A 22770-nucleotide genomic window follows, 5' to 3' on the forward strand; every position below is an offset into this window, starting at 1 on the left:
CTCCTTTATTATTTAACCAAACAAGTTAAATAAACCTTTACTGCGTTGTGCTACGGTTCATAATAGCCCATCACTATCTGTATTCATGTAAACCAAGTAATCTGCTAAATATGCTATTGCTACACTTAACAAAGCAAGAAATAAAAGAATAAAAATTGTTCCAATGATTATTGATACCTTTATTTTTCGATTTATGGCTTTTTCGCTTGCTAAATGAACAGGCTTTACATTGTCCATAATTTTGCCCTCCTCCATTATTTAAATTGAAAATTTAACTGTTATTGAATACAATAAAATTTTTGTAAATTCATTTAATAGTTTAAACTAAAAAACATATTTTTTAAATAAATACTTATTTAAGTTCGCATTTTTTTGCTTATTTTAAGCGCTTTTTTTAAAAAAATAATTAATTTTTGGGTTAAAAAATGTTTTTTTTTTTTTTTTTAGAGCTTAATTTAAGTTGAAAAATAATTATTTGTAATAATAAAATACTTAATAACAAAAAACAAAATATTTTTTTCTTTTAAAATATAGAATTTATAATTTTTAAGACAAAATTGCTAATTTTGTTAAATTTTAATGTTTAAGAATATAACATAATTTAAGGAATTATCTATATTATAAAAATCCCTAATATTTTGTTTTTTTAAGTTATTTTAGAATTATTTAGAATTATAATTATTAATATTAAATTAATTATTTTATTATTTATGGAGTATAAATAAAATGAAGGCAAAAATAGCAATTAACGGCTTTGGTAGAATAGGCCGCTTAATCTTTAGAAAAATATGAAATGATGCAGATGTTGAAATTGTTGGAATTAACGACCTAACTGATGCAAAAACATTAGCACACTTATTAAAATACGATACAGCTCATGGCGTGTTTCCATTTAGTGTTTCAAACACTGAAAAATCAATAATTGTGGAGGGTAAAGAGTTTCCAATATTTAGTGAAAAAGATCCTGCTCAACTCCCTTGAAAACAGTTGGCAGTCGATGTGGTGGTTGAAGGTACAGGTAGATTCTTAACAACTGAACTAGCCCAACTGCATATTAATGCTGGAGCAAAAAAAGTTTTAATTACGGCCCCTTCAAAAAGTGCAGATGTAAAGACTATAGTTTATTCAGTTAATGAAAATATTTTAACAAAAGACGATGTTGTTGTTTCTGGGGCATCATGTACAACAAACTGTCTAGCACCTGTTCTAAATGTTTTAGAAAATGAATTCGGTATTGAAAAAGGCTTCATGACCACTGTACACTCATTCACTGCAGACCAAAGATTACAAGATGCACCTCATTCAGATTTAAGAAGAGCGAGAGCTGCTTCCTCAAATATGATTCCAACCACAACAGGTGCGGCTAAATCGATAGGTAAGGTTATCCCAACGCTAAAGGGTAAAATGAATGGTATTGCTTTAAGAGTTCCAACTATTACAGGGTCAATTATCGATGTTACTGTTGAACTTAAAAAAGATACAACTGTCGAGGAAATTAATAAGGCAATGAAAAATGCAAGTTCAGAATCTTTTTTCTATACTGAAGATCCTATTGTTTCTAGTGATATTATTGGTTCAACCGCTGGTTCAATATTTGATGCTCAATTAACTCAAGCATTAGAAGTTGATGGCAAAAAATTATACAAAGTTTATGCATGATATGATAACGAATCGTCGTTTGTTAATCAATATATAAGAACATTAAAACATCTAGTTAACATAAAATAAACAATAAAAAACCTGCTTTAAAGCAGGTTTTTTTCTAATTATTTTGTCTTAAAGATATCATCAAATATTTCTTCATAATACTTCACAGGCACAAAAGTAACTTCTTTTTTAACTTCCTCTGGTACATCAACTAAATTTTTTATATTGTCATATGGAATAAATATTTTTTTAATTCCAAATTGACATGCAGCTAATGATTTTTCTTTCAGTCCACCAATTGGTAATACTTTACCTCTCAACGTTATCTCGCCAGTCATACCAATATTTGCGGGAACGGGTTTTCTAGTTAGCGCACTAATTATAGAAGTAGTAAATGTAACACCGGCTGATGGTCCGTCTTTTGGAATAGCGCCCGCTGGTACGTGGATGTGAATTGCCTTATTATCAAAATCAAAATTAATTCCAAATTTTTCAGCATTTGCTCTCACATAACCTAAGGCAATTTGCGCAGATTCCTTCATAACTTCCTTTAAATGACCGGTTAATTTTATCCCATCTTTACCCGGAAATGTAGTAACCTCAATAGCTAGTGTAGAGCCGCCAAAGCTTGTATATGCAAGGCCATTAACAACACCGATTTGATCTCTATTTTCGTTTTCATCATCTTCGAATCTAATTGGGCCTAAGAAATCAACAACAACATCTTTAGAAACTCTAAATTCATCCTTAATTTCATTATCTAATATTTTCACAACTATTTTACGAGCTATATTATCTAATAAACGTTTAAGCTCACGGACACCACTTTCTCTTGTATATGAAAGAATTATAAATTTTATAATCTCATCATCAATTTGGATTTGCGATTCCTTAAGCGAATTCTGTTCTAAAACTTTGGGCATTAAGTGTGCTTTAGCTATTTCTAATTTTTCGGCAGTGGTATATGTTGACAATTCTAGTAATTCAACACGATCAACTAATGCAGGTGGGATCGAATCAAAATAGTTGGCAGTAGCTATAAATAAAACCTTTGATAAATCATATTCAAGGTCAAGATAATGATCTTGAAAATTAGCATTTTGTTCAGGGTCAAGAACCTCCAACATAGCGCTAGTTGGGTCGCCTCTAAAATCAGAAGACATTTTGTCTATTTCGTCAAGAAGAATAACTGGGTTAGAAACACCTGCCTTTTTAATAGCGGAGATAATTTTCCCAGGCATTGCCCCAACATAGGTTTTTCTATGCCCTCTAATTTCACTTTCATCTTTTACACCACCAAGCGATACCTTGATAAATTTTCTTTTTAAAGCTTCTGCAATGGATTTTGCTAATGTGGTTTTTCCTGTTCCTGGAGGACCGATCAAGGTTAAAATAGGGATATTATTAACTGGATTATTCAAGGTATCACCAGTTTTATGAACGAATAATTTTGTATCAATAAAATGGTCAGAATCATTTTTAATAGGCAAATAATCACCAGTTTCTTTTTGATTTTGTTTGTGAGTAAGAACTGAAATAAATTCTAAAATTCTCTTTTTTGGTTTTTCAAGTCCAAAATGGTGTTTATTTAAAACTTCTCTAACATGATTTATATCAATTAATTCTTTGCTTACTTTTCTTCATGGTAATGCCAAAATTAAATCAATGTATGTTTTAGAGATATTTGCCTCTGGACTCGAAGCCATCATGGCAGCCAAGCGAGCTTGTTCAGTCTTTAATGCTTCGATTACATATTTAGGAAACTTGCGACTAGTTTCTGGGTCTTTTTCCATATTTTCGGCATTATTTTGTGATTCATCATTAAGCATTTGTCTTAACTGCTTCATCTTTTCGCGAAGAAGAAAATCTCTTTGTGAGCTTTCCATTTCTTCATTTAATTTCTTAGTTATTTCTATGTCAATATTTGTTGACTCTTTTTTTCAAGCTAATCTATCAGCGATATTTTTAATAAGATCGTAAATATCTAAAGACAAAAAACCTAATAGTTCATCTCGGGTAAAGGCTTCTCTAATAATTGCGAAATTTTTTCATATCAATTCATCGATTTTTTCTTCCTTGTTATATTTAACCAGTGAATTCATTTGCATTGCAAAATCTTTGACTTTTTCAAAGTTAAATACCTGTTTAGAAATTGACGAAAAATTTTTATCTGTTTGCGGTTCAAGTTTTAAAACAAAATTATTTAAGTATTCAATAGAATTTTTTATTTTTTCAATATCAACCTTTTGCCCTTTTTCATTTTTGTATTCAAATGAAGCATATATTAGCGGTGCTTCCGGGTTGGTATCAGACGAATGAATTTCATTGATTTTAACAATTTTATCTGCATCAAGGCTTATTTTATAAACACCTTTATTTTCCGATGATTCTTTGATAAGAGCTACAATGCCATAATCTTCTAGCATTGACGAAGAGGTAATTACTTCGGCATTTATATATTGCTCCTTAATAAAAGTTATTAATATCTTATTATTAGATTCCTTACTATCCAATGCACTTTGTAAGGCAAGAACCGAATTTTTCTTTCCTACTCTTATTTCATCCATTGATTGTGGCAGTATTATCTGCTTCTTAACTGGTATAAAAGGTAATTGCATTTTTTTCCTCATTTCATTTTATTAAATTCTATTTACGTTATTATTTTTATTTGCTAATTTAGGAAAAAATAGCGAATTATTTTGAAACAATAACTAATGCCGGTTTAATAGTTCTATCATTTAGTTTATAACCAATATTTTTTACTTCTAAAATTGTATCTTTTTCTAAATCTGATGCAACCAATTCATAAACTTGATGAATATTAGAATCAAACTTATCACCAACATTTGGAATAATTTTATTCAATCCAAAATCAAACAGAATATTTTCAACCTGATTATATAACATATGAAATCCGACGATAAAATTTTTCAATGTATCATTATCAATTTTTTTAGCAGCAAGAATTGCTTTTTCAAAATTATTTATAGGTTGAATTATATTTTCCATAAAAGATTGAAGTGCATATTTCTTTGCTTCAGCAATTTGTTTTTCTTGATGATCATTATTTTTTTGTTTATGATCACTAATTAAATCTTGGGCCTTCTTTTGAATTGCAATAACCTCATCCTTAAATTTATTAGCTTCGATTATTGATTTAACTCTTAACTCCTCTTTTTCGTTGTTAATTTTTTCGATAGTTTCTTCCAAAGATTTAATTCTATCTTTTTTTTCTGAAAGTTCATTTGTAAGAATGGCATTTTTTTCAATTACTTTTTTTGTTCAATCATCTAGACCAACGACTGAAACCAATTTAAGAACATAACTTTTTTTCTTAATCCTATAACTAAGTAAATCATCAGCTTCACTCTTACCTTTGTTTAATATTTCATTAATAATAGGATCAACATCATCATAATCTCAAACGTATGAAAAGTGTGTTATTTTTTCTTTGTGATTTTCTTTCTCACATAGCTCAAAATTTACTTTTTCGTATTTTTTAAAATCTCACATTATTTATCTCCTTTTTGCACTATTTTTGCCAATATGTCTAACGTTTCTAATGATTCATCAATATCAATATTTTTAGGCCCCATAATTGAGATTTCCTTAATATTTTTATCGTTCTCAAAGTCAATTTTTTTACTAATAATATTTAAATTTTCTCTTGAAAAATCAAGCTTAATTTTATTGTCTTCATCCAAATTATTTTCAATCATTGATCATACCGAATGTTTTTCGATGAGATCTAATAAGTCAACTAATTCTTCACGAGATATATCTTTTGATAAAATCATTGCGTTTTTGTTATAGGTTTTATTTTGAATCTTTTCTTCAAAAACGAAAATAGTTTTTACAAACTTTTCTAATATTTTTTCATAATTGCCTATTCTTTCTTTAAATAAAGGTAACAAAGCCTTAGCTCTTTCGGCCAATTCAATTAAAGGCGTATCAATTAGTCTTTCTTTAAATAGTCGCACAGCAATTCTCAAATCATTTAAAGCAATATCATCGCTAAAATCAAAAATTTTATTTTGCACATTACCACTGCTGGTAACAATAACAATAACTGCTGAAGACGTATCAAGAGGTGTCAATTGAATACTTTTTAATTTTTCATCTTTATTATTAGAAGTTGCAACAACAGTAAAATGTGCCATTTTACTAATCAAATTAGCAGCTTCATCTAATGTAGAATCTACACTCAATCTTTTCTTTGCAAGAATGTCACTCAAACTTTTATTAAAAAACTTTTTTGGATTATATGCAATATATTTCGTATAGTATTCAAGACCTTTAGTTGAAGGTATTCTTCCACCGGATACATGCGGTTTTTCTAGAAAACCAATCTTTTCAAGATCAGACATAATATTTCTAATAGTTGCAGATGAAGAAGTCAAGTGTTTTGATTCAACTAATTTTTTAGATCCAACAGGTTCTCCTGTCTCAAAAAATTTTTCAACAATCATCTTAAAAATTTCTATGTGGCGTGCCTTTAATTCCATAAAACAAAAAACACCTCCTTAAAATTTAATAATATATATTTTAGCACTATTTTAGCACTTTATAAAGTTAATTGCTAATTTTACTACTAAATAAGTTAAGTTTCTTTTCTTCTTTATTTGATAATCTAATGTAATTTGGGATGTGTTTCAACAAAATTAATATAGAAGCAAAAACTAAAATGTAACTATGTGATCATAGTGGAATATTATGGTTTATAAACGAAAGAATTCAAGATGTATAAAAATAAGGAATAAATGAATAAAAAGCAAAAATAATTGATATAACCACGGATGAAATCGAAATATATCTTATGATTAAAACTAAGGTTATATAAACCAATACAAGCAATAAAAATGTTGGAAAATCAAATGCCAAAATCATTCCAAAAAATGAAGCAACACCTTTGCCGCCTTTAAAATTAAAGTAACAAGGAAAAATATGTCCTATTAATGCTCCCAAACCTGCAAATAAAGGAATTATAAAATTACTATTTACTCCTTTTTTGATAGCAAAAACAATGATTGTGGGAATAAAAGACTTAAAAATATCAAAGCAAAAAACAAATAATGCAAATTTAAAACCAAAGACTCTTAAAGCGTTTGTCGCACCTGCATTTTTTGAACCAAAATTTCTAATATCACGATTTTTTCTTTTTGAAATAATTATGCTAATATTAATCGAGCCAATTAAGTAGCCTAGTATTAAAATTATTAAATTAACTCACACGTATTTTCAATTGAACATAAATAAAATAATACATTATTTTAGTAAATCATTATTCAAAATTAAGACAAGTATACACCAAAAAAAATTAAACAAAAAACATTACCTGCTTAGTAATTAGGTAATGTTTTTTGAAAACAAGGATTTTTAGCTTATAGCTTAATGTAACTAAAGTTATTTCCTTCAATTTTATGTAATGATGTTACTGTTGCCTTTAAAGTTTGAAATACAGTATCTAGTTGTTTATAAAATTTTGGACCAATGTTATCATTAACCCATTTTAGAGTATCTAAATCACTGTGTCAAATATCTCCAAGGATCGCAAAATCTTCTTTCTTTAATCCATCAGGTCAATCATGAACAATTTGGCCATTTTCTAATTTTCTTTCTTTTAATTTTTCTATTGTTTTACCGTCTTTTAATACCCAAGCCTTAGGATTAATAGTTTGAGCATATCCATCATATAAGCCTGATTTTGCCTTAATTGCAAAGTTTGTTGATTCAACATAAGCCACTGGTAACTTAGCGATTTGATAGAATGGAGCATGGTCTGATCAGTCTCCAGTTTCGCCTTCTTTATATTCGGTTTTAACAAATTGCGGATGAATTTTTAATTCTTGATCAGCATCCTTTATTTTGTTAGCTCTTTCTTTTGAAAGCATGTTGATGTGGTTACGTAGTAATGGAGATAAATTTCATTCATCCTTTTTAACCTTGCCATTGTCATTCAGAGCATCAACAGTATTAGGAGAGTGAATATACATATAATCACCGCCTGCAACTGTATCCATATTAATCATTCCTAATGAATTATCACGTAATTCATTTTTTTCGCCAGTTAAGAATTGTTTTACGAATGCTTCTGAGCCTAGTTTTCCAAGCTCTTCACCATCAACAAAAATTAAATGTAATCTAACACTTAGATTATCTCTATTTTTAGGATCTGAGAAATACTTTAATAAATTTAAATTAACAGTAACACCGGTAGCATTATCAGTTGCACCTCATGAAATACCTTCTGGTCCTACATTATTCATTGAGTCATAATGAGAAACAATGTAAAAATCTTTAATTTTTCTTTTACCATTATCAGTTAATTTAGCACTTGGGTTAATTGTTACCACAATATTATTACCCACATTATTGTATCCATTATTTGCAAATAAAAAACCTTGTGTAAAGAAGCCATCATTCTTTAAATTTTGCTTCATTGAATCAACTATTGCTTTATCTTTGGTTTCATCGTATTGCACAGTTCTTGCATGAGCATATTCAGGATATGTGATTCCATTTGGAGTGTAATTAGTATAACCCATATCTGCGATTTCTTTAACTAAATATTTATATGCATAATAGCTACCATAATTATTAACTTTTTGATCTACTTTTTCGCCAAATTTGTATAGTAAATTCTTTTCAACTATTTCTGTTGTTAATCTTTTATCTTTTTCTAACTTTATTCCATCATTCAAAAGTTTTTTAGGGTTGTACTTAAGAGTTGTAGTTGCTAATGATGCTTTTTTAAAGTTATTATCATCTCCTGCTTTTCTACCATGAACAGTAGTCAAGAAATTTGTAAATGTATTTCTTAGCCCTACTTCATCAGTGGATTTTGGATTATTTGGATTTGAACATGAGATTGCCATTATTGGTAGTGCAATGCCAGTTAGTGCCCCCCCCATGGCAATTAGTCCCTTAATTGAACGTTTCATAAACTATTTCCTTTCTTAATTTGTTTTATATTTGTACAAAATAACATTCAGCAATTTGTAAAATATAAATATATTTTAAACTATATTATTTTTTTATACACAAAAATCGACCAGATTAAACAAAAAAATATTTATAATAAATATATTAATAATAACGATTTTTCAATTAAAATTAAGATATCTTTTAAAAAAGCATGATGCAAACTTCTTAATTAAATTAAGCAATATTCGTTTTCCAATATAAGATTTACATAATAAAAATATTAACAGTTTGACAAATATAATCTAGTTGTGCTTTAATAAATAATGCAAATTTTCCAAAATTTCAGTGTTTTATTTTTTTATATATCTTTTCTAAAAAGTTTATAATTATGTTAAAAGAGGTATTAAATTATGAAAACATTTAAAAAGAAGAAGACTATATTGAAACTTTTTTTATCTGCAACGCCTGTTATTACAGGAGCTATTTTGCTAACTAGCTGTAGTCAAACTACAAATAAACAAGAAAAAGATAGTGGCGTTCAACAAAGTAATAGCATTGATGCTTCTATTAATCGCGATGGTTCCTTAATTGGGGAAGAATTGCGAGCTAAAGTAAATGATACAATTGCTAACGCTAACTTCACTATGACTGACAAGGCTAGGGATGAGTATAGCAGCCTTACTGACGATATTGCAAGAGATGAATATATTAATGGTTTATGAGAAAAAATTATAAAATGATTCTCTAAAAATCAAGATTCAGATGATAAAGATAGATTCTTTTTTACACCTGAAGACTTACGCAATGCAGATTTTAATGAATACATAAAAGTTTATATTCCTAATTTAGAATATTTTGCTGGAAACCATAATGTAAAATGCTACTTCGGTTATAATAGCGAAAAAAGAAATATTTTTTACTTCTTTAAAATTAAATGTTTGGATGGAAAACAAACTGAAGGGCATGGTTTTGTAGATTTAACACTACCTATTGATAAATAATATGAAAACAAGTAAATTAATACTTGCTGGAATAATTGGAAGTTTAGCGCTTCCAATTATTTCTATATCATGCGCAAGACAACAAAAAATTCTAATTGATGAATCAAAAATTAACACTAAATACTTAACAAAACTAAATGCTCAACAACTAGCATCACTGCACAATTTTGAACCCATTTTTATTAATCAAAATCAATCTAGCAAAACTTATTTAAAATATTTGGGTCAAGTTAAAAAGGTTACAAATAACAATGAATTAGAATTTAACCCCACTCTCAAATTTAAACCAGAATTCAAATTGCAAAAATCGTGAAAACAAATAAGAACCAAATATGATAATTACAAAATAGAACGGACAAATAACTCTACTTTTAAAAATTTTGATGACTTATTTACTCAATATGACTTTAAGGAAATAAGAAAAGCAGGAGGATATTCTAACCTTTGATTTTATTTCCTTGCTAACAAAAACAAAGATACAGATTATTATCGCGTTTATGATCCATATTTTTTTGATTTTCAAACAGTAATATTTCGTCTTGTTAACGATATAAAAACAAACAGTGGATTAATGAATAAAAATTCCCTTTTAAATAAAGCAGGTGAAGCCTTTATTACGCGTAATATTTTTAACAATGAATTCATTCAAGCCAGTTCTTGATTAAGGCCTGAAAATGAAATTTTTAGAAATACATTTATTAATTTTCTTATTTTATATTTAAATAAATTTGACCTTAATATTAAAAAAATTAACATAGATTGAACAAAGGCAAGAGTTCAGGAAAATGATTTTTCAAACCAAAGTTTTATTAGTTTTCAAATTGAAGACATTATTGATTTTGATGATAAAAGCATTATAAATAATGCAATTAAAAATAAAACCTTTTATATTAATGGTTTTAGAAATTATGCCACTGAACAAAAGTTCGGTGTTGGCAATAATGGCCTTAGCGAAACACTACCTTTATTTAATGATTATGTAAAAAATCCATTTTTAATCATAAAACAAAATGAAAACATAAACCTAGGAAAGGATATAAATTCATTTATCAAAGGCTATAATAGCATCGATTATTGAAACTCGAGAGGTTTGGTATATTTATTTTCTAATTTTAAAGATTACCTAGAATTCGATATTCCAGACATATATAAAAATATTGATGAAAAATATAAAGTAATAGATATTCAATTTACAAATTACTATGAAACTAGCCAATTAATCAAAATGATTATTAGGGTTTTTAAAAAAGATAAAACAACAAAAGACTACGTACTATTAAGTTCAAACTTTGACGACCATGGACACTTTTTAAAGGCTATATCAACTAAGCTGGCAGCTGTTGATAAATTAGAAAGTAGTGACTATGCAATATATAGAAAAGAAAAAAAACCAACCTTCAACGGCATAAAACTAGAAGATTTTGTTAATAACCCCTTATTTAATTCGCTAATAAATTATGCCTTAATAAATTGAAAAAAACACATTGTTAATCCGAATAGCAATACACAGGATCAATTAAAACTCTTAACTGCTTATTTAAACAATTACCTTCTTGCATATGCTCTCGAAATTCAAAATTCAAATCTTAATACCGGAATCAAAAAGATAGAATTAGCTAAAAATGAAACCGTTGGAGATGAAACTACTTTAAAATTTTATTTTTACAAGTTTAACTCAGAAAAGGATTTTCTTTACAAAAACAAGGGCGAGAAACCTTTTTATTATATAGATATAAAAGTAAAAAATTTATTTGAATTTAGTAACGAAACACCAGTTTTTACAATTGTTTCTAAAGGACACTATAATGAAAAAATATAATATTTTAGCTTCCCTATTAATTCCTTCAATCGGGTTACTAACTATCTCATGCAACGCAACAAGCACCGAAATAAAATCGTCAAAAAATTTACAAGGTTTTAAGGCAAATGAAGATCTCAATCCCTTAGAAATGCAATTTGATAAAAAAATAACAAAAACCGCTTTAGAAATAAAAAAAACAATGCGGGCTTTTAATTATGCTTACTATACCTTTTTTGAAAACTATGATATAGTCAAAGATAAACTAAAAGAATTAATTGAAGAGCAAAGCATAAGTCAAAATAAAGATGGGCTAACAAAATATTACAATTCTTTTTGACATAACAAAAATCCTGAATTACTCAATGATTTTTCAAGGCTACTTGATGATTTTTACAATCTTTTTAATTCAGCTATTAAATCTCTATCAAATCTTAATTTTTATTTGGAACAATTCAAATTTGATAATGATAACTTAAAAAAACTGACAAAAGACCAATATACTAACAAACTAGATGATGATTTTAAACAATATATCTATAACAAGGATTTTGCTGATAACATTTACACAGCTAAAAAAATACCAATTAAAAATTTAATGATTGCCTTAAAAGAAAAACTAGCGCAAATATCAAACATGATAAAGAAACAAGAACTTAAAAACTTCTTAAATGAATATCACAAGGCAAAAATTTTCATTTATGACAATATCAACCATGTAAATCTTGACGTTAATATTGATTTAATAATTTCTAATCTTGAAGAAAACAACCAACAAGAATTCTTTTAACTTCTACTATAGGTCTAAAAAATTTATTAAATATAGCTTGTAGTCCAATTGACTACAAGCTATTAAAATAAATAAAAAACTTAAGAGAAAAAACTTAATCAATTTCCATTGGGATTTTTGCATTAACTTCCTCGTTAACACGTAAATCAAAACAAATTACATCATAAAATAAATCGATCTGTCTCGTAATAGTATCAACCTTAAATCTAATATCAATCCGATGAGATTTGCTAACTTTTGTTATATCGGGTTTATGAAGAAAAAAATACTTTTTAAATTCAACATCATTAGCAATCTTATCACCATCATCATGTTTCTTATTATTGTATTTTTTGTTAAGCTTTTCTATTACTTGAATAAATCTCGCCATTGCATTATCTTGCTCGGCATTATATTCTTTTTGTGCTTCATCAGATAACTTAAAAACAAATTCATTTCTAATGCTTGATAGTTGCGAAGCATTAAGTAACATAGGTTTTTGTCGCTGACTATCATCTATTTTATTAGAATTAGCACATGATATCAAAACAGGACTAATTGCTATGCATAACCCGATCGATAAAAAACTTAATTTTTTATTAAATAAAGATTTTCTTATTATTGATTTCATAACACATATTTTAATACAACAAAAAATTATGTTTTATTTTTTTTAAAAAGAGCATACTTATGTTTTTATTTAAATAATTTTTAAATACTAAAATATTTTTATTAATTATTGTGTAAAAAAATAAGATTAGCCAAATTAAGGAAACCTAAATTATTTTATTAGAAAAAATAATATAAAATTATTGTAAAAAATAATAAGTAAAAATAGGAGCAATATGAAAAAGAAATTATTATTACTTAGTTGAATTCCTACATTAGCACTGTTAACCACTTCATGTATCGAAACTAAACAACCAAACCATGAATCGAAGTCTGAAGATGATAATAAAAAAGAAAAAAATGATAATTCAAATACTGATTCTATAAATTCAAACAAAAAGTCAGAAAACCAAGAACCAATTCCGTTACCGTTGCCAACACCTAAGCAACCCGAAATTTCTAAAGAGCAATCTTCGCCGGAAAATCCATTAAATCCGCATAGTAAAAAAGACAATAGCACCCCTCAAATACCTCAATTCCCTATAATACCGCCAAACTTCCCAGGATTGCAAAAACCAAAACCAGCAATTAATAAACCGGAGTTAGAGATAAAACAAACTGAAGCATATAGAAAAATATTAGACAGATCTTTTGCTATTTCATTTAATACGATTACACAAAGTCTTGATGATGGAAAAAGAGATAAGGATGAAATTCCTTTCTTATCAACTGGAACTGGTTGAATACTTGATTATGCTTGAAAAAATGGAGTTGAAAATTCTGAAGAACTAATGTTATATATAGCAACAAATGCTCATGTATATCAATATGCATACAATGCATTAGACAATAAATTAAAAGAAACGTTTCCGGAATATTTTACTAGCGAAGAGCAAAAAGATGCTAGAGTTGTTTCATTTGGTATTGGCATACCTTTAGGTGATGCTAATTTAGAACCTATCGAGTCAGGAAAACACGAAGGCAATGAAAATATTGTTAGCTATTTTATAAATTCAAATGATCAAAAATATAAAAAAGATGTAAGAGATGTAAAACTTGTTGGAGATCAAATTTTTTCAAATCCAAAAACTGTTTTTGTCGCAACGGACTTCTTTGATAAGAAAACAAATGAAGAAATATTAAAGAAGCATCCAAACTATCAACCTAATATCAATAAAACCCAAAGAATTGGAAAAGACTTTGCTGTATTTGCTATAAAAATTAAATTCAACGAACTTAAAAAACAAGCCGAAACAAATCAAGATTTAAAGAAATTACTAGAACATATTAATAAAGGCATCAACAGCATTAATAATGATGTAACATTATTTTCATCAAAGCAATATCCTAACCATGATAAATCAAAAGTTCCCTATATTGCATATGACTACTACTCAGTCTATCTTCACAAGGAACAATATAAAAACCTTGATAGCGAAAATGAAATTTTAAGTCCAAATGCAAAAAGAATATATATAGCAGGTTTCCCTTCTGATAATGATAGTGGAAATAATCAATACTTCTGAAAAAACTATCCTAAGAACATAAAAATCGAAGATTACACTTTCACAAATAAAAGCTTCTTAAGTAGTGCGCCAGTTGAAAATCTATTATCTGAAAAAACCATATCATATGGCATCGGTGTACAGGCACAAGTTCTAAATAGCAGTTTATATTATGGGGCAAGTGGTTCTCTTGCTGTAAATGAATTTGGAATGCCTGTTGGAATATATTCATCTCTTTCAGCACTAACCCCCAACATTAAAGATACAACAAAATGAGGCGCCTTTACTTTCTTAGTTCAAAATTCAAATGATTTATTCTATGGACCAAAACATAATTTAATAGATGGAAGTAATAAAGAGTTATATCCAAACCAAGAAAAATCTTTCAGACAAAATCTTAAAATTTTATCTGAACAAGATGATTTCTTTAAAGGTTTTAATAAAACGGTTTTATTTGAAAACGGTGTATAGTTTCTTATAAAGACTAAAAAACCAATCATAGCTTTTATGTTTGGTTTTTATTTTAAAAGTTTTTATAATAATTAATCCAATTCAAAAATTTTCTTAATCATATCAATTAAATAGCCCTCACTTGCCATCTTATAATTTATTAGTTTAATATATCTAAAAGCTTTATTTAATTGACTCTTATTTTCATCTTTCCAACAGTTGCCATCAGTAATTAATATAAAATCAATATTATTAATATTTAAATCTTTTTGCCTATTAATATAGCTATCAATAATTTCCTCGGGTTTTGAACCAGGACCATAAAAATAATTTGTTTCAATATTCAAAGCTTTTTTATCCTTGACTAATATAAAATCAGCCTTTCGATTAGCAATATCATCACCTATATTAAAACCGTATTCTTTTAATACATTAAATTGTTTTTGTAATAAAAGCGTAATACCATAATTCTTGCAAACTGAAGCAACTAACCTCTCACAAATTTTTTCAAAAGAGCTACCACTTCTATTTTTTCTGCCGTTAGAATCTAGACCAACTAAAACGCCCACAATATAATCGTTGCAACTTTTTTCAATAAAATTGTCAAATAGTTTTTTTAAACCAGTATTTACAAAAAAACTATAATATTGTTCTTTTTCCACATCACTTATTTTTTCATTATTTTCTTTAATGCAAAAAGAAAAGCTTTCAATTTTGTTTTTTAAATAATTATTTATTAATAAACTTGTTTTTCCTTTTTTTAACTTTTCCCTTTCTATTTTACTAACTGCAATAAGTAGTGGAAATGTAGTAATTATAGAAGGGACTTTATCTAGTAAATCAAAAAATCTTTCCTTAAAATTATGGCTTTTAATTAATGAATCCATTGCATGCAATTCAACTGCATATTTCTCAATTTCACTAATATTTTCTCAATCCACAAAAAAGTCATATCCTCGATTAGTAACTAGTAATCTATCAATAAAAATTTCTAATAGTTCATTTTTTACGTTCATTATATTTTTCATCCTCTTTCTACAGCAAAGCTCTAAACAAATTTTAATGATTTAATAATTAGTTATAATCACTTCTTTGCCGACTCTTTTATTACCGTTGCTATTTATATTTCGTTTTACATTAACAACCTTAATATTAAATTTAGAATATAAATCTCTAATTAAATCTGTGTCGTGGTTAGTTAACATTAGGAAACATCCTTTTTTATCTAAAATTCTAAACACCTTAGCAAGTCTAATATGACAATCTTCACCAAATTTTTCCTTTGTGTAGGATTCGAAGGAAGTTGGATTTAATGGTACATAAGGACTATCGATAAATACAAAATCCCCTTTGTTAGCTTTTTTTAAACTCTCTTCAAAATCAAGGTTTTCAATTTCCACATTTTTAAGGTATTGTGAAATCTCTAAAATATTATCCCTATTATAGGAATCACATTTAATTTTATTATTAAATGGAACATTAAAAAAACCGTTTGAATTTACTCTATATAGTCCATTGAAACATCTTTTATTTAAAAAAATAAATAATGCGGCTAATTCTAGATCATACTCATTTAATTTTAATTTATTATTAAATTTGGTCCTTAACTCATAATATTCTTCTTTTTTGCATTCCTTTTGATCTAATACATTAAGAATTTCTATCATTTGTTGTGGTTTATTTTTTATCATATTATATGCATTAATAAGAACTCTATTAATATCATTTATGTGGGCTTTTTGCGGTTTAAGATAAAACAAAACCGCGCCACCGCCAACGAAAGGTTCATAATAATCGTTGAAATATTTGGGCATTCGTTTTTTAATTTCATCTATAAGTTGGCCTTTCCCTCCGACTCATTTTACAAATGGTTTAATTTCTTTTTTTTGCATATACTGGGCCTTATATAAAATTCTAAATAATAAATATTATTTTAGCAAGTTTTCAATATTTTAAAAATGTTTTTTCTTTGAAAATTAATTTAGGCAAAAAATTAAAAAAATAAAAATCTAATCGGAATTATCGATTAGATTTTTGTTTATTCAAAGACTAGTTTAACAGTGTTTCTTACAAGAATTTTTTTTGATTGTAAAATGTCATACATAAATGATATTTCTTTATTAGATATTTTTGTTTCAATTAAATATATATCAATATGAATTTGCTGAATGTTATTTGTCTTATTCTTTGGATCAAATGAAACAATAAGTTTATTGGGCACAAATTCATTCTGCTTCATTTCTAAATATTGACCGGCATATGAGATTCTTACTTCATCATTTTTAATATCTAAAATACAGTCCATAACTTTTTCATCAGTAAATTCAATATGTGTAAATTCAGTGCTATTACTTTCTTTAAAATCGACAAAATCAGTCTCCACTTTGCTTAATATTTCGCCTTCTTGTTCTGAAATTAAAATATATTTTAGCTTCATTTTTTTAGTCTTTCAAATACAATGTCTTTGCCAAAAAGATAGATAGCCTTAGCTAATTCTGGTCCATGCTCCTCATATGTTGCAGCAATTCTAATAGGCATAAATAAATCCTTACCTTTTACATTTAATTCCTGCTTTGTGCGTTCAATACACATTTGAATGTTTTGAATATCAAAATCATTTTGATGCAATAATTTACTAAATGTTTTTACAACATCTATATTGGATATCACCAATGTAGTATTATCTTTTGGCTTGGTATATATTTTTAAATTATTTTTGATCTCGTTGATTGTTGACGCTGATTGCTTGTAAGTTTCAACAAATAAATTGTTTCATTCGTCAGAAAATGGTGAATTAATTAATTTTATAATTTCTTGGTTTTCCACTTTTTTCATATATTGTTTTGAAAATCAATCCATCTTAACTATATCAAATTTAGAAGGTGATTTAGATAACCTTTCTGGATCAAATTTTTCAATTAATTCCTCATGACTCATTATTTCCTGGCTATCTTTTGAAGTTCAACCTAATAAAGATAAAAAGTTAAAAATTGCATGGCTGTTATATCCCTCATTCTTGTAATCTTCAATAAATTGCTTCAAAGTTTTATCTCTTTTTGAAAGTTTTTTACCTTCCATATTAGTAATAATGGTTAAATGTCCGAATACAGGAGGAGTTCAATTTAAAGACTCATATATTGCTAATTGCTTAGGCGTATTTGTTATATGTTCTTCGCCTCTTAGAACATGGCTAATTTCCATTTGGTGATCATCGACGACAACAGCAAAGTTGTATGTCGGATAACCATCGCTCTTAATAATAACAAAATCACCAATATCATCGCTATTAACTTCTATTCAACCTCTAACTAAATCGTTTCATCCATAAATAGTATTTTTTTTCAATCTTAGCCTTATTGAATATTCATTATTCTCATCCCTGCGTTTCTTTTCTTCATCAGAAATTTTCAATCAATTAGGGTCATATCTAAACGAAGCAATTTTAGCTTCCTCTTGTTCTTTATGCTGTTGCTCTAATTCCTGCGAATTATCATATGCCTTATAAGCGAAACCTTTGGCAATTAACTTATTAGCGATGTCTCTATAAATTGCTAATTTTTCAGATTGTCGATAATTGCCGTATTTTTTATTAGGTTTTAGCGGGCTTTCATCTGGTATTATACCCAGTCAAGCAAGGTTTTCAAGCTGACTCTCTTCCCCACCCTCGACATTTCTAGCAACATCAGTATCTTCTAATCTAAAAATAAAAGTTCCATTAAAATGTTTTGCAAATAAATAATTAAATAGAGCGGTTCTAGCACCGCCAATATGTAAATAACCTGTTGGACTTGGGGCGTATCTTGTTCTTATTGTTTTCATAATTATTCCTCTTCAAAAAGTAAAACTAATGGTTCAGTAACATCTTGTCAAAAGCCTTTTAACGAAGGTGAAGTATTTCTAACGAAAGCTCATGGTGCTTCTTCGATTTCAGGGCGAGATTCTGGAAATCGAGATTTTGATGGACTAATAACATCATTAATAAAATTAGGTGCTGCTTCAACATTTTTTCTAATTCAATATAACATAATAAAAACTGCCTTAGGGTTATGTTTATATTGAGAATATTTGGGAATAGCAGCGCCAGGAATGTTTGCGACTAATTCATCATATCTAAATGAAAAAAGGCGATAATCATATTGACCGGATAAATTAGCAAATTTTAAAAACTGAAAATCAGGTTTAATCTTATAAACATGAGATGTATCATGTGTATTATTTAATTTCCTATCATTTGTGAATAGCCTATATTTATCATCAAACTGGCTAATTGGATTAAATAAACGTTTTGAATTTAATTCGTAAAATGAACTAGCACTACGTTTTTTAATTATTTTTTCTCCTTTTTCATTTATGCTAACAAAATTTGGATCATCAACAATTGATATAACCGGTAAATCAAACGTGCAAGCCGCTGATAAAACAGAGGGAGCTAAGACCGCGCCCAATGATCCTAATAAAGAAAAAATTAACATTTTTCTTTTAATTTTAGATTTTTTCATAATTATTAATTTTACTAAAATTTAAAATTTTAATGTTGTTAAGTAATTAGAATTTCTCTTTTTTTTCTTTATTTAGACATAGTTAAAATTAAATAATGAAACAATTGAATATATGAAAATTCGGTTCCAAGAAGATATTAAAGATTGTGGACTTTATGTATTACAATCATTACACAAATTTTATTGAAAAAAATGAGTTGATATAAATTTTTTAAAATATGAATCAACCTATTCTGAGGATGGGATTAATATTACCAATCTTTGTTTGTTGGCTAGTAAAATTGGCCTTCATACAGAAGCATTTAAAATTGAATGAGAAGAAATATTAAAACTCAAAACTTCTTTTCCATTAATTGCTATTTCAAAGATAGACAATTTTCTACATTATGTAATTATTGAAAACATAAGTGATAATTTTGTATTTACTTTAGATTCAACAAAAGGAAAAAGAAAAATAGAGATTAAGCAATTTAAAAAACAATTTACTGGCCTAATTATAATAGTTAAAAAACAGCAAGAATGTAATCAAAAAAATATTTATGAAAAGTTTTTTTCTTTTAAATTTAAACTTAATTTAAAGCCCTTAGTCATTGGTGTCCTATTTAGTTTCATTACTATCTTTTTAAATTTTTTACTTTCATTTATTAATAAAAATATATTTGCAAGTATTCAACAAATAAAAATATCGGAAGGACAAAAAACAATAATGTTTTTCTTTTGAATTTCAACGGTTTTGCTTGTTGTTTCCTTATTAAATAATTTTTTATTAACAAAATTAAAAAATTTAATATCAGCAACAATAAAAGAACAATTTATAAATAGCATTGAAGGAGCGGAATACAAACAAATTTTAAAAATTAGTAAGAATGAAATTCTCTTAAGATATCTATCAATTGAATCAATGGCCGGTTTTTTATCGTTTATGATTTCTTTTATCTCTTCCTTTTTATTTTCTATTATCTTAGTTATACCTTTATTATTTTTTATAAAAATAAAATTCATATTAATAGTAATACTTGTTAATATAATCAAGACCATGGTTAGCTATTTTATAAACAATAAAATTAGCCTTTTATCAAAAAAACTAACGCAAAAAAGCATTGAAGAAATAAATGAACTTTCGTTTATAGTAAAAAATGAAGATTCTTATGGACTAATGCTGTGAGAAAATCTTGAAAAACAAAGTTTTTTAAACAATATAAAAAGTTACAGAAATGATGATCTTAATATCAATAAATTAAGTTCAATAAAAAATTTAATTTTAAGGTTTTTAAATTTGATGACAACAATAATAATTTATTGCTTTTTTTTATTACAAAAAACATCTGACCTAGGCCAATTATTTTTTATTTTGCAAATACAAACAATTATTTCTGAACCAAGCAATAATCTTCAAGAATTTTTTATAGGATGAAAAATCTTTAGGAATGGTTCAACTAGATTAAATTTTATAATCAATATTCCACAATCAAGATTAAGAAATTCTATTAATAATATAATAGATTTAAAAACAATTAAATTCAAAGGGCTTTGCTTTGGATTTGAACGTCGCAATATAATTAATGATTTAAATTTTATTATTGATAAAGGTGCGAAATTGCAAGGACCAAACGGTTCCGGAAAAAGTACTTTGTTTAAATTATTAAGTGGATTTTATTTAAATTACAAAGGGTCAATTATTTTTAATAATATTGAAATCAAAGAGATAAATAAGTCTTGATTTAAGGAAAAAATTTATTTTTCAGGCAATGAATTTAATATGCCAAACATAGATTTATATACATATTTATTTTCAGATGTTAATAATAAGGAAAAAGAAAAAATATTAAAAGATACAGATTTCATCAGTGTTATAAATTCGCTAAATATAAATATATTTTCTAATCTACTTTTAAACTCAAATAAGTTTTCTATGGGACAAAAACAAATTATAAAATTATTGCCTCTATTAATAAAAAAATATCAATTGGTTTTGCTTGATGAAAGTTTTGAATTTTTATCACAGCAAATGTTTGAACTTATATCTAGATTAATATGTAAAAAACAAGAAAATTCTATTATTATTGAAACAAGCCATAATAAAAGATTTTTACTAAAAAATTCCCCAACTATTTTTCTAAAAAAATAAAATTCAATTTTTTTCATTTTTTTTGTGTTAATTTATAATTATTTTTATGAATAAATTAACCATTAAAAATAACAGTTTTAGCACGTTTAAATTTGAGAAGGATTTTTGCAATATACTCAATGAAGCAAAGGTAGAGTTTAATAGTACAAAAGATTTGTCTGTTGACCTTCTTTTTGTTAATAGATTCAAAATGAAAAAACTTAATAATTTGCATAGAAACAAAAACTATACAACTGATATTTTAAGCTTCCCACTAGAAGCAGCTAATGAGTTAGATTTTCTTGAAAATTTAGAGCTTGGTCAAATAATTATTTCGCCATGAAAAATTAAAAAACAAGCAAAAAAATTTAATCATAGTTTAAAAAGAGAATATTGCTATATTTTTGCCCATGGAGTTGCACACCTTTTTGGTTTTGACCACCAAACAGAAGCAGAAACTTTAGTTATGAATACACATGTAGAAAACATTATGAAACGTTTAAACATCACTAGATATTAATAAAATTTTTATGAGGTTTATAAATGAAAAAAATTTGTTATGTTGGTTTAGTAGGAAGACCAAATGTAGGAAAAAGTACGCTAATAAATAACATTTTAGATTTTGAGTTAGCAATAGTTTCCAATGTTGCCCAAACAACAAGAGATAATATTAAAGGTATATACAATGATGATGAAGTCCAAATAATTTTTATTGATACCCCTGGAGTCCATAAAGCAGAATTCTTATTATCAGAAAAGCTAAATCAAAAAAGTTATGAGACAATGAAGGCTGTTGATATTGTCTTATTTTTAACGCCAGCTAATGAAGAAATAGGAAAAGGCGATAAATTTATTATTAACAAAATTAAGGAAACAACAGATAGCGAAATAATAGCAATAATAACTAAAATTGATTTAATTGATAACAAAATAAAATTAGATGAAAAAGCTCATGAATTAAAAAGTTTGGGAATTAATACCGTTTTGGGTATTGGCAAAGATTATAAGCAATCCTATATTGATTTAATTGATGAAATTAAAAAATATTCTTATGAAGATGATTTGCCTTTTGAGGAAGATCAATTAAGCGATGTCTCTCTTAGATTTATAGCTAAAGAAATTATTAGAGAATATGCAATTAAAAATTTATATCATGAAGTGCCGCATTCAATCGCTGTGCTAATTGATGAATTTAAAGAAAATGATAGCGAAACAATTCCGTATACAATTTCAGCTACTATTTATGTAAAAAGCGAATCACAAAAAGGTATTGTAATTGGTAAAGGGGCGCAAAAAATAAAAACAATTTCAATGTCTTCAAGAGAAAAAATTGCTAGTGTTTTAAAACATCCTATTAATTTGTTTTTAAGAGTTAAAGTTGATGAGGATTGAGTGGATAAAGAGGAAAAAATTAAGAAAGCTGGATATTAAAATGAAAATTCAAATAACTCATAAATTAAA

The 22770-nt window shown here is 26.8% G+C and carries 20 protein-coding genes; 8 read left to right on the forward strand and 12 right to left on the reverse strand.

Going from position 1 to position 22770, the window contains the following annotated elements; all coding sequences use genetic code 4:
- Window positions 1-12 precede the first annotated feature (12 nt).
- Window positions 13-237, reverse strand: a complete 225-nt coding sequence (locus ACT1UH_RS02600) for a hypothetical protein (protein WP_438340465.1) — start codon at window positions 235-237, stop codon at window positions 13-15.
- Between the two features lie 489 nt (window positions 238-726).
- Between ACT1UH_RS02600 and gap the strand changes: the two genes are divergently transcribed.
- Window positions 727-1728 carry a type I glyceraldehyde-3-phosphate dehydrogenase gene (gene gap / locus ACT1UH_RS02605; protein ID WP_444704865.1) on the forward strand — a complete coding sequence of 334 codons (1002 nt, stop codon included), beginning with the start codon at window positions 727-729 and terminating at the stop codon, window positions 1726-1728.
- Between the two features lie 38 nt (window positions 1729-1766).
- Here gap and lon read toward each other — a convergent pair whose 3' ends face one another.
- The 5 genes from lon to ACT1UH_RS02630 all read right to left on the reverse strand — a co-directional run bounded on the left by lon (window position 1767) and on the right by ACT1UH_RS02630 (window position 8588).
- Window positions 1767-4277 carry an endopeptidase La gene (gene lon, locus ACT1UH_RS02610; RefSeq protein WP_438340467.1) on the reverse strand — a complete coding sequence of 837 codons (2511 nt, stop codon included), beginning with the start codon at window positions 4275-4277 and terminating at the stop codon, window positions 1767-1769.
- A 64-nt stretch (window positions 4278-4341) separates the two neighbouring features.
- The gene (locus ACT1UH_RS02615; RefSeq protein WP_444704866.1) at window positions 4342-5160 is read right to left on the reverse strand and encodes a nucleotide exchange factor GrpE; all 819 of its coding nucleotides are present in this window, start codon (window positions 5158-5160) and stop codon (window positions 4342-4344) included.
- The gene (gene hrcA, locus ACT1UH_RS02620) at window positions 5160-6152 is read right to left on the reverse strand and encodes a heat-inducible transcriptional repressor HrcA (protein ID WP_444704867.1); all 993 of its coding nucleotides are present in this window, start codon (window positions 6150-6152) and stop codon (window positions 5160-5162) included. The genes ACT1UH_RS02615 and hrcA overlap by 1 nt, the downstream gene beginning before the upstream one ends.
- A gap of 67 nt (window positions 6153-6219) precedes the next feature.
- Window positions 6220-6897, reverse strand: coding sequence for a glycerol-3-phosphate 1-O-acyltransferase PlsY (gene plsY, locus ACT1UH_RS02625; protein ID WP_444704868.1), 678 nt, complete (start codon window positions 6895-6897; stop codon window positions 6220-6222).
- A gap of 131 nt (window positions 6898-7028) precedes the next feature.
- On the reverse strand, window positions 7029-8588 hold the full coding sequence (locus ACT1UH_RS02630; protein ID WP_444704869.1) for a M28 family metallopeptidase: 1560 nt from the start codon (window positions 8586-8588) through the stop codon (window positions 7029-7031).
- Between the two features lie 393 nt (window positions 8589-8981).
- On the opposite strand from ACT1UH_RS02630, the gene ACT1UH_RS02635 reads away from it, so the two are divergent.
- The 3 genes from ACT1UH_RS02635 to ACT1UH_RS02645 are packed head-to-tail and all read left to right on the forward strand — an operon-like array spanning window position 8982 to window position 12160.
- Window positions 8982-9572, forward strand: coding sequence for a hypothetical protein (locus ACT1UH_RS02635; protein WP_444704870.1), 591 nt, complete (start codon window positions 8982-8984; stop codon window positions 9570-9572).
- 1 nt (window position 9573) lies between these two features.
- A complete protein-coding gene (locus ACT1UH_RS02640) occupies window positions 9574-11391 on the forward strand; it encodes an MAG3240 family lipoprotein (RefSeq protein ID WP_444704871.1) in 1818 nt (605 codons plus the stop codon).
- Window positions 11378-12160 (forward strand): hypothetical protein, encoded by a 783-nt coding sequence (locus ACT1UH_RS02645; RefSeq protein WP_444704872.1) that lies wholly within the window; start codon window positions 11378-11380, stop codon window positions 12158-12160. Before ACT1UH_RS02640 ends, ACT1UH_RS02645 begins: the two co-directional genes overlap by 14 nt.
- A gap of 94 nt (window positions 12161-12254) precedes the next feature.
- Here ACT1UH_RS02645 and ACT1UH_RS02650 read toward each other — a convergent pair whose 3' ends face one another.
- The gene (locus ACT1UH_RS02650) at window positions 12255-12770 is read right to left on the reverse strand and encodes a hypothetical protein (protein ID WP_444704873.1); all 516 of its coding nucleotides are present in this window, start codon (window positions 12768-12770) and stop codon (window positions 12255-12257) included.
- 214 nt (window positions 12771-12984) lie between these two features.
- Here ACT1UH_RS02650 and ACT1UH_RS02655 point away from each other — a divergent pair, with 214 nt between their 5' ends.
- The gene (locus ACT1UH_RS02655; RefSeq protein ID WP_444704874.1) at window positions 12985-14724 is read left to right on the forward strand and encodes an MIP family Ig-specific serine endopeptidase; all 1740 of its coding nucleotides are present in this window, start codon (window positions 12985-12987) and stop codon (window positions 14722-14724) included.
- A 71-nt stretch (window positions 14725-14795) separates the two neighbouring features.
- On the opposite strand, the gene ACT1UH_RS02660 is transcribed toward ACT1UH_RS02655, so the two are convergent.
- The 5 genes from ACT1UH_RS02660 to ACT1UH_RS02680 all read right to left on the reverse strand — a co-directional run bounded on the left by ACT1UH_RS02660 (window position 14796) and on the right by ACT1UH_RS02680 (window position 19202).
- A complete protein-coding gene (locus tag ACT1UH_RS02660; RefSeq protein WP_444704875.1) occupies window positions 14796-15719 on the reverse strand; it encodes a DpnII family type II restriction endonuclease in 924 nt (307 codons plus the stop codon).
- 51 nt (window positions 15720-15770) lie between these two features.
- Window positions 15771-16595, reverse strand: coding sequence for a DNA adenine methylase (locus ACT1UH_RS02665; protein ID WP_444704876.1), 825 nt, complete (start codon window positions 16593-16595; stop codon window positions 15771-15773).
- A gap of 146 nt (window positions 16596-16741) precedes the next feature.
- Window positions 16742-17140 carry a hypothetical protein gene (locus ACT1UH_RS02670; protein ID WP_438340477.1) on the reverse strand — a complete coding sequence of 133 codons (399 nt, stop codon included), beginning with the start codon at window positions 17138-17140 and terminating at the stop codon, window positions 16742-16744.
- Window positions 17131-18522, reverse strand: coding sequence for a glutamate--tRNA ligase (gltX, locus tag ACT1UH_RS02675; RefSeq protein WP_444704877.1), 1392 nt, complete (start codon window positions 18520-18522; stop codon window positions 17131-17133). The genes ACT1UH_RS02670 and gltX overlap by 10 nt, the downstream gene beginning before the upstream one ends.
- Window positions 18523-18524: 2 nt before the next feature.
- Window positions 18525-19202: a hypothetical protein gene (locus ACT1UH_RS02680; protein ID WP_444704878.1), complete on the reverse strand. Its 678-nt coding sequence runs from the start codon at window positions 19200-19202 to the stop codon at window positions 18525-18527.
- 112 nt (window positions 19203-19314) lie between these two features.
- Between ACT1UH_RS02680 and ACT1UH_RS02685 the strand changes: the two genes are divergently transcribed.
- Genes ACT1UH_RS02685 through era form a run of 3 tightly spaced genes read left to right on the forward strand, consistent with a single transcriptional unit; the run spans window position 19315 to window position 22740 of the window.
- Window positions 19315-21330: an Mbov_0121 family peptidase domain-containing ABC transporter gene (locus ACT1UH_RS02685; RefSeq protein ID WP_444704879.1), complete on the forward strand. Its 2016-nt coding sequence runs from the start codon at window positions 19315-19317 to the stop codon at window positions 21328-21330.
- A gap of 46 nt (window positions 21331-21376) precedes the next feature.
- Window positions 21377-21829: an rRNA maturation RNase YbeY gene (ybeY, locus tag ACT1UH_RS02690; protein ID WP_438340481.1), complete on the forward strand. Its 453-nt coding sequence runs from the start codon at window positions 21377-21379 to the stop codon at window positions 21827-21829.
- 23 nt (window positions 21830-21852) lie between these two features.
- A complete protein-coding gene (gene era / locus ACT1UH_RS02695) occupies window positions 21853-22740 on the forward strand; it encodes a GTPase Era (RefSeq protein WP_444704880.1) in 888 nt (295 codons plus the stop codon).
- The last annotated feature ends 30 nt before the right edge of the window (window positions 22741-22770 follow it).

Source organism: Mycoplasma sp. 332, assembly GCF_052378275.1.
Taxonomy (GTDB): Bacteria; Bacillota_I; Bacilli_A; order Mycoplasmatales; family Metamycoplasmataceae; genus Metamycoplasma.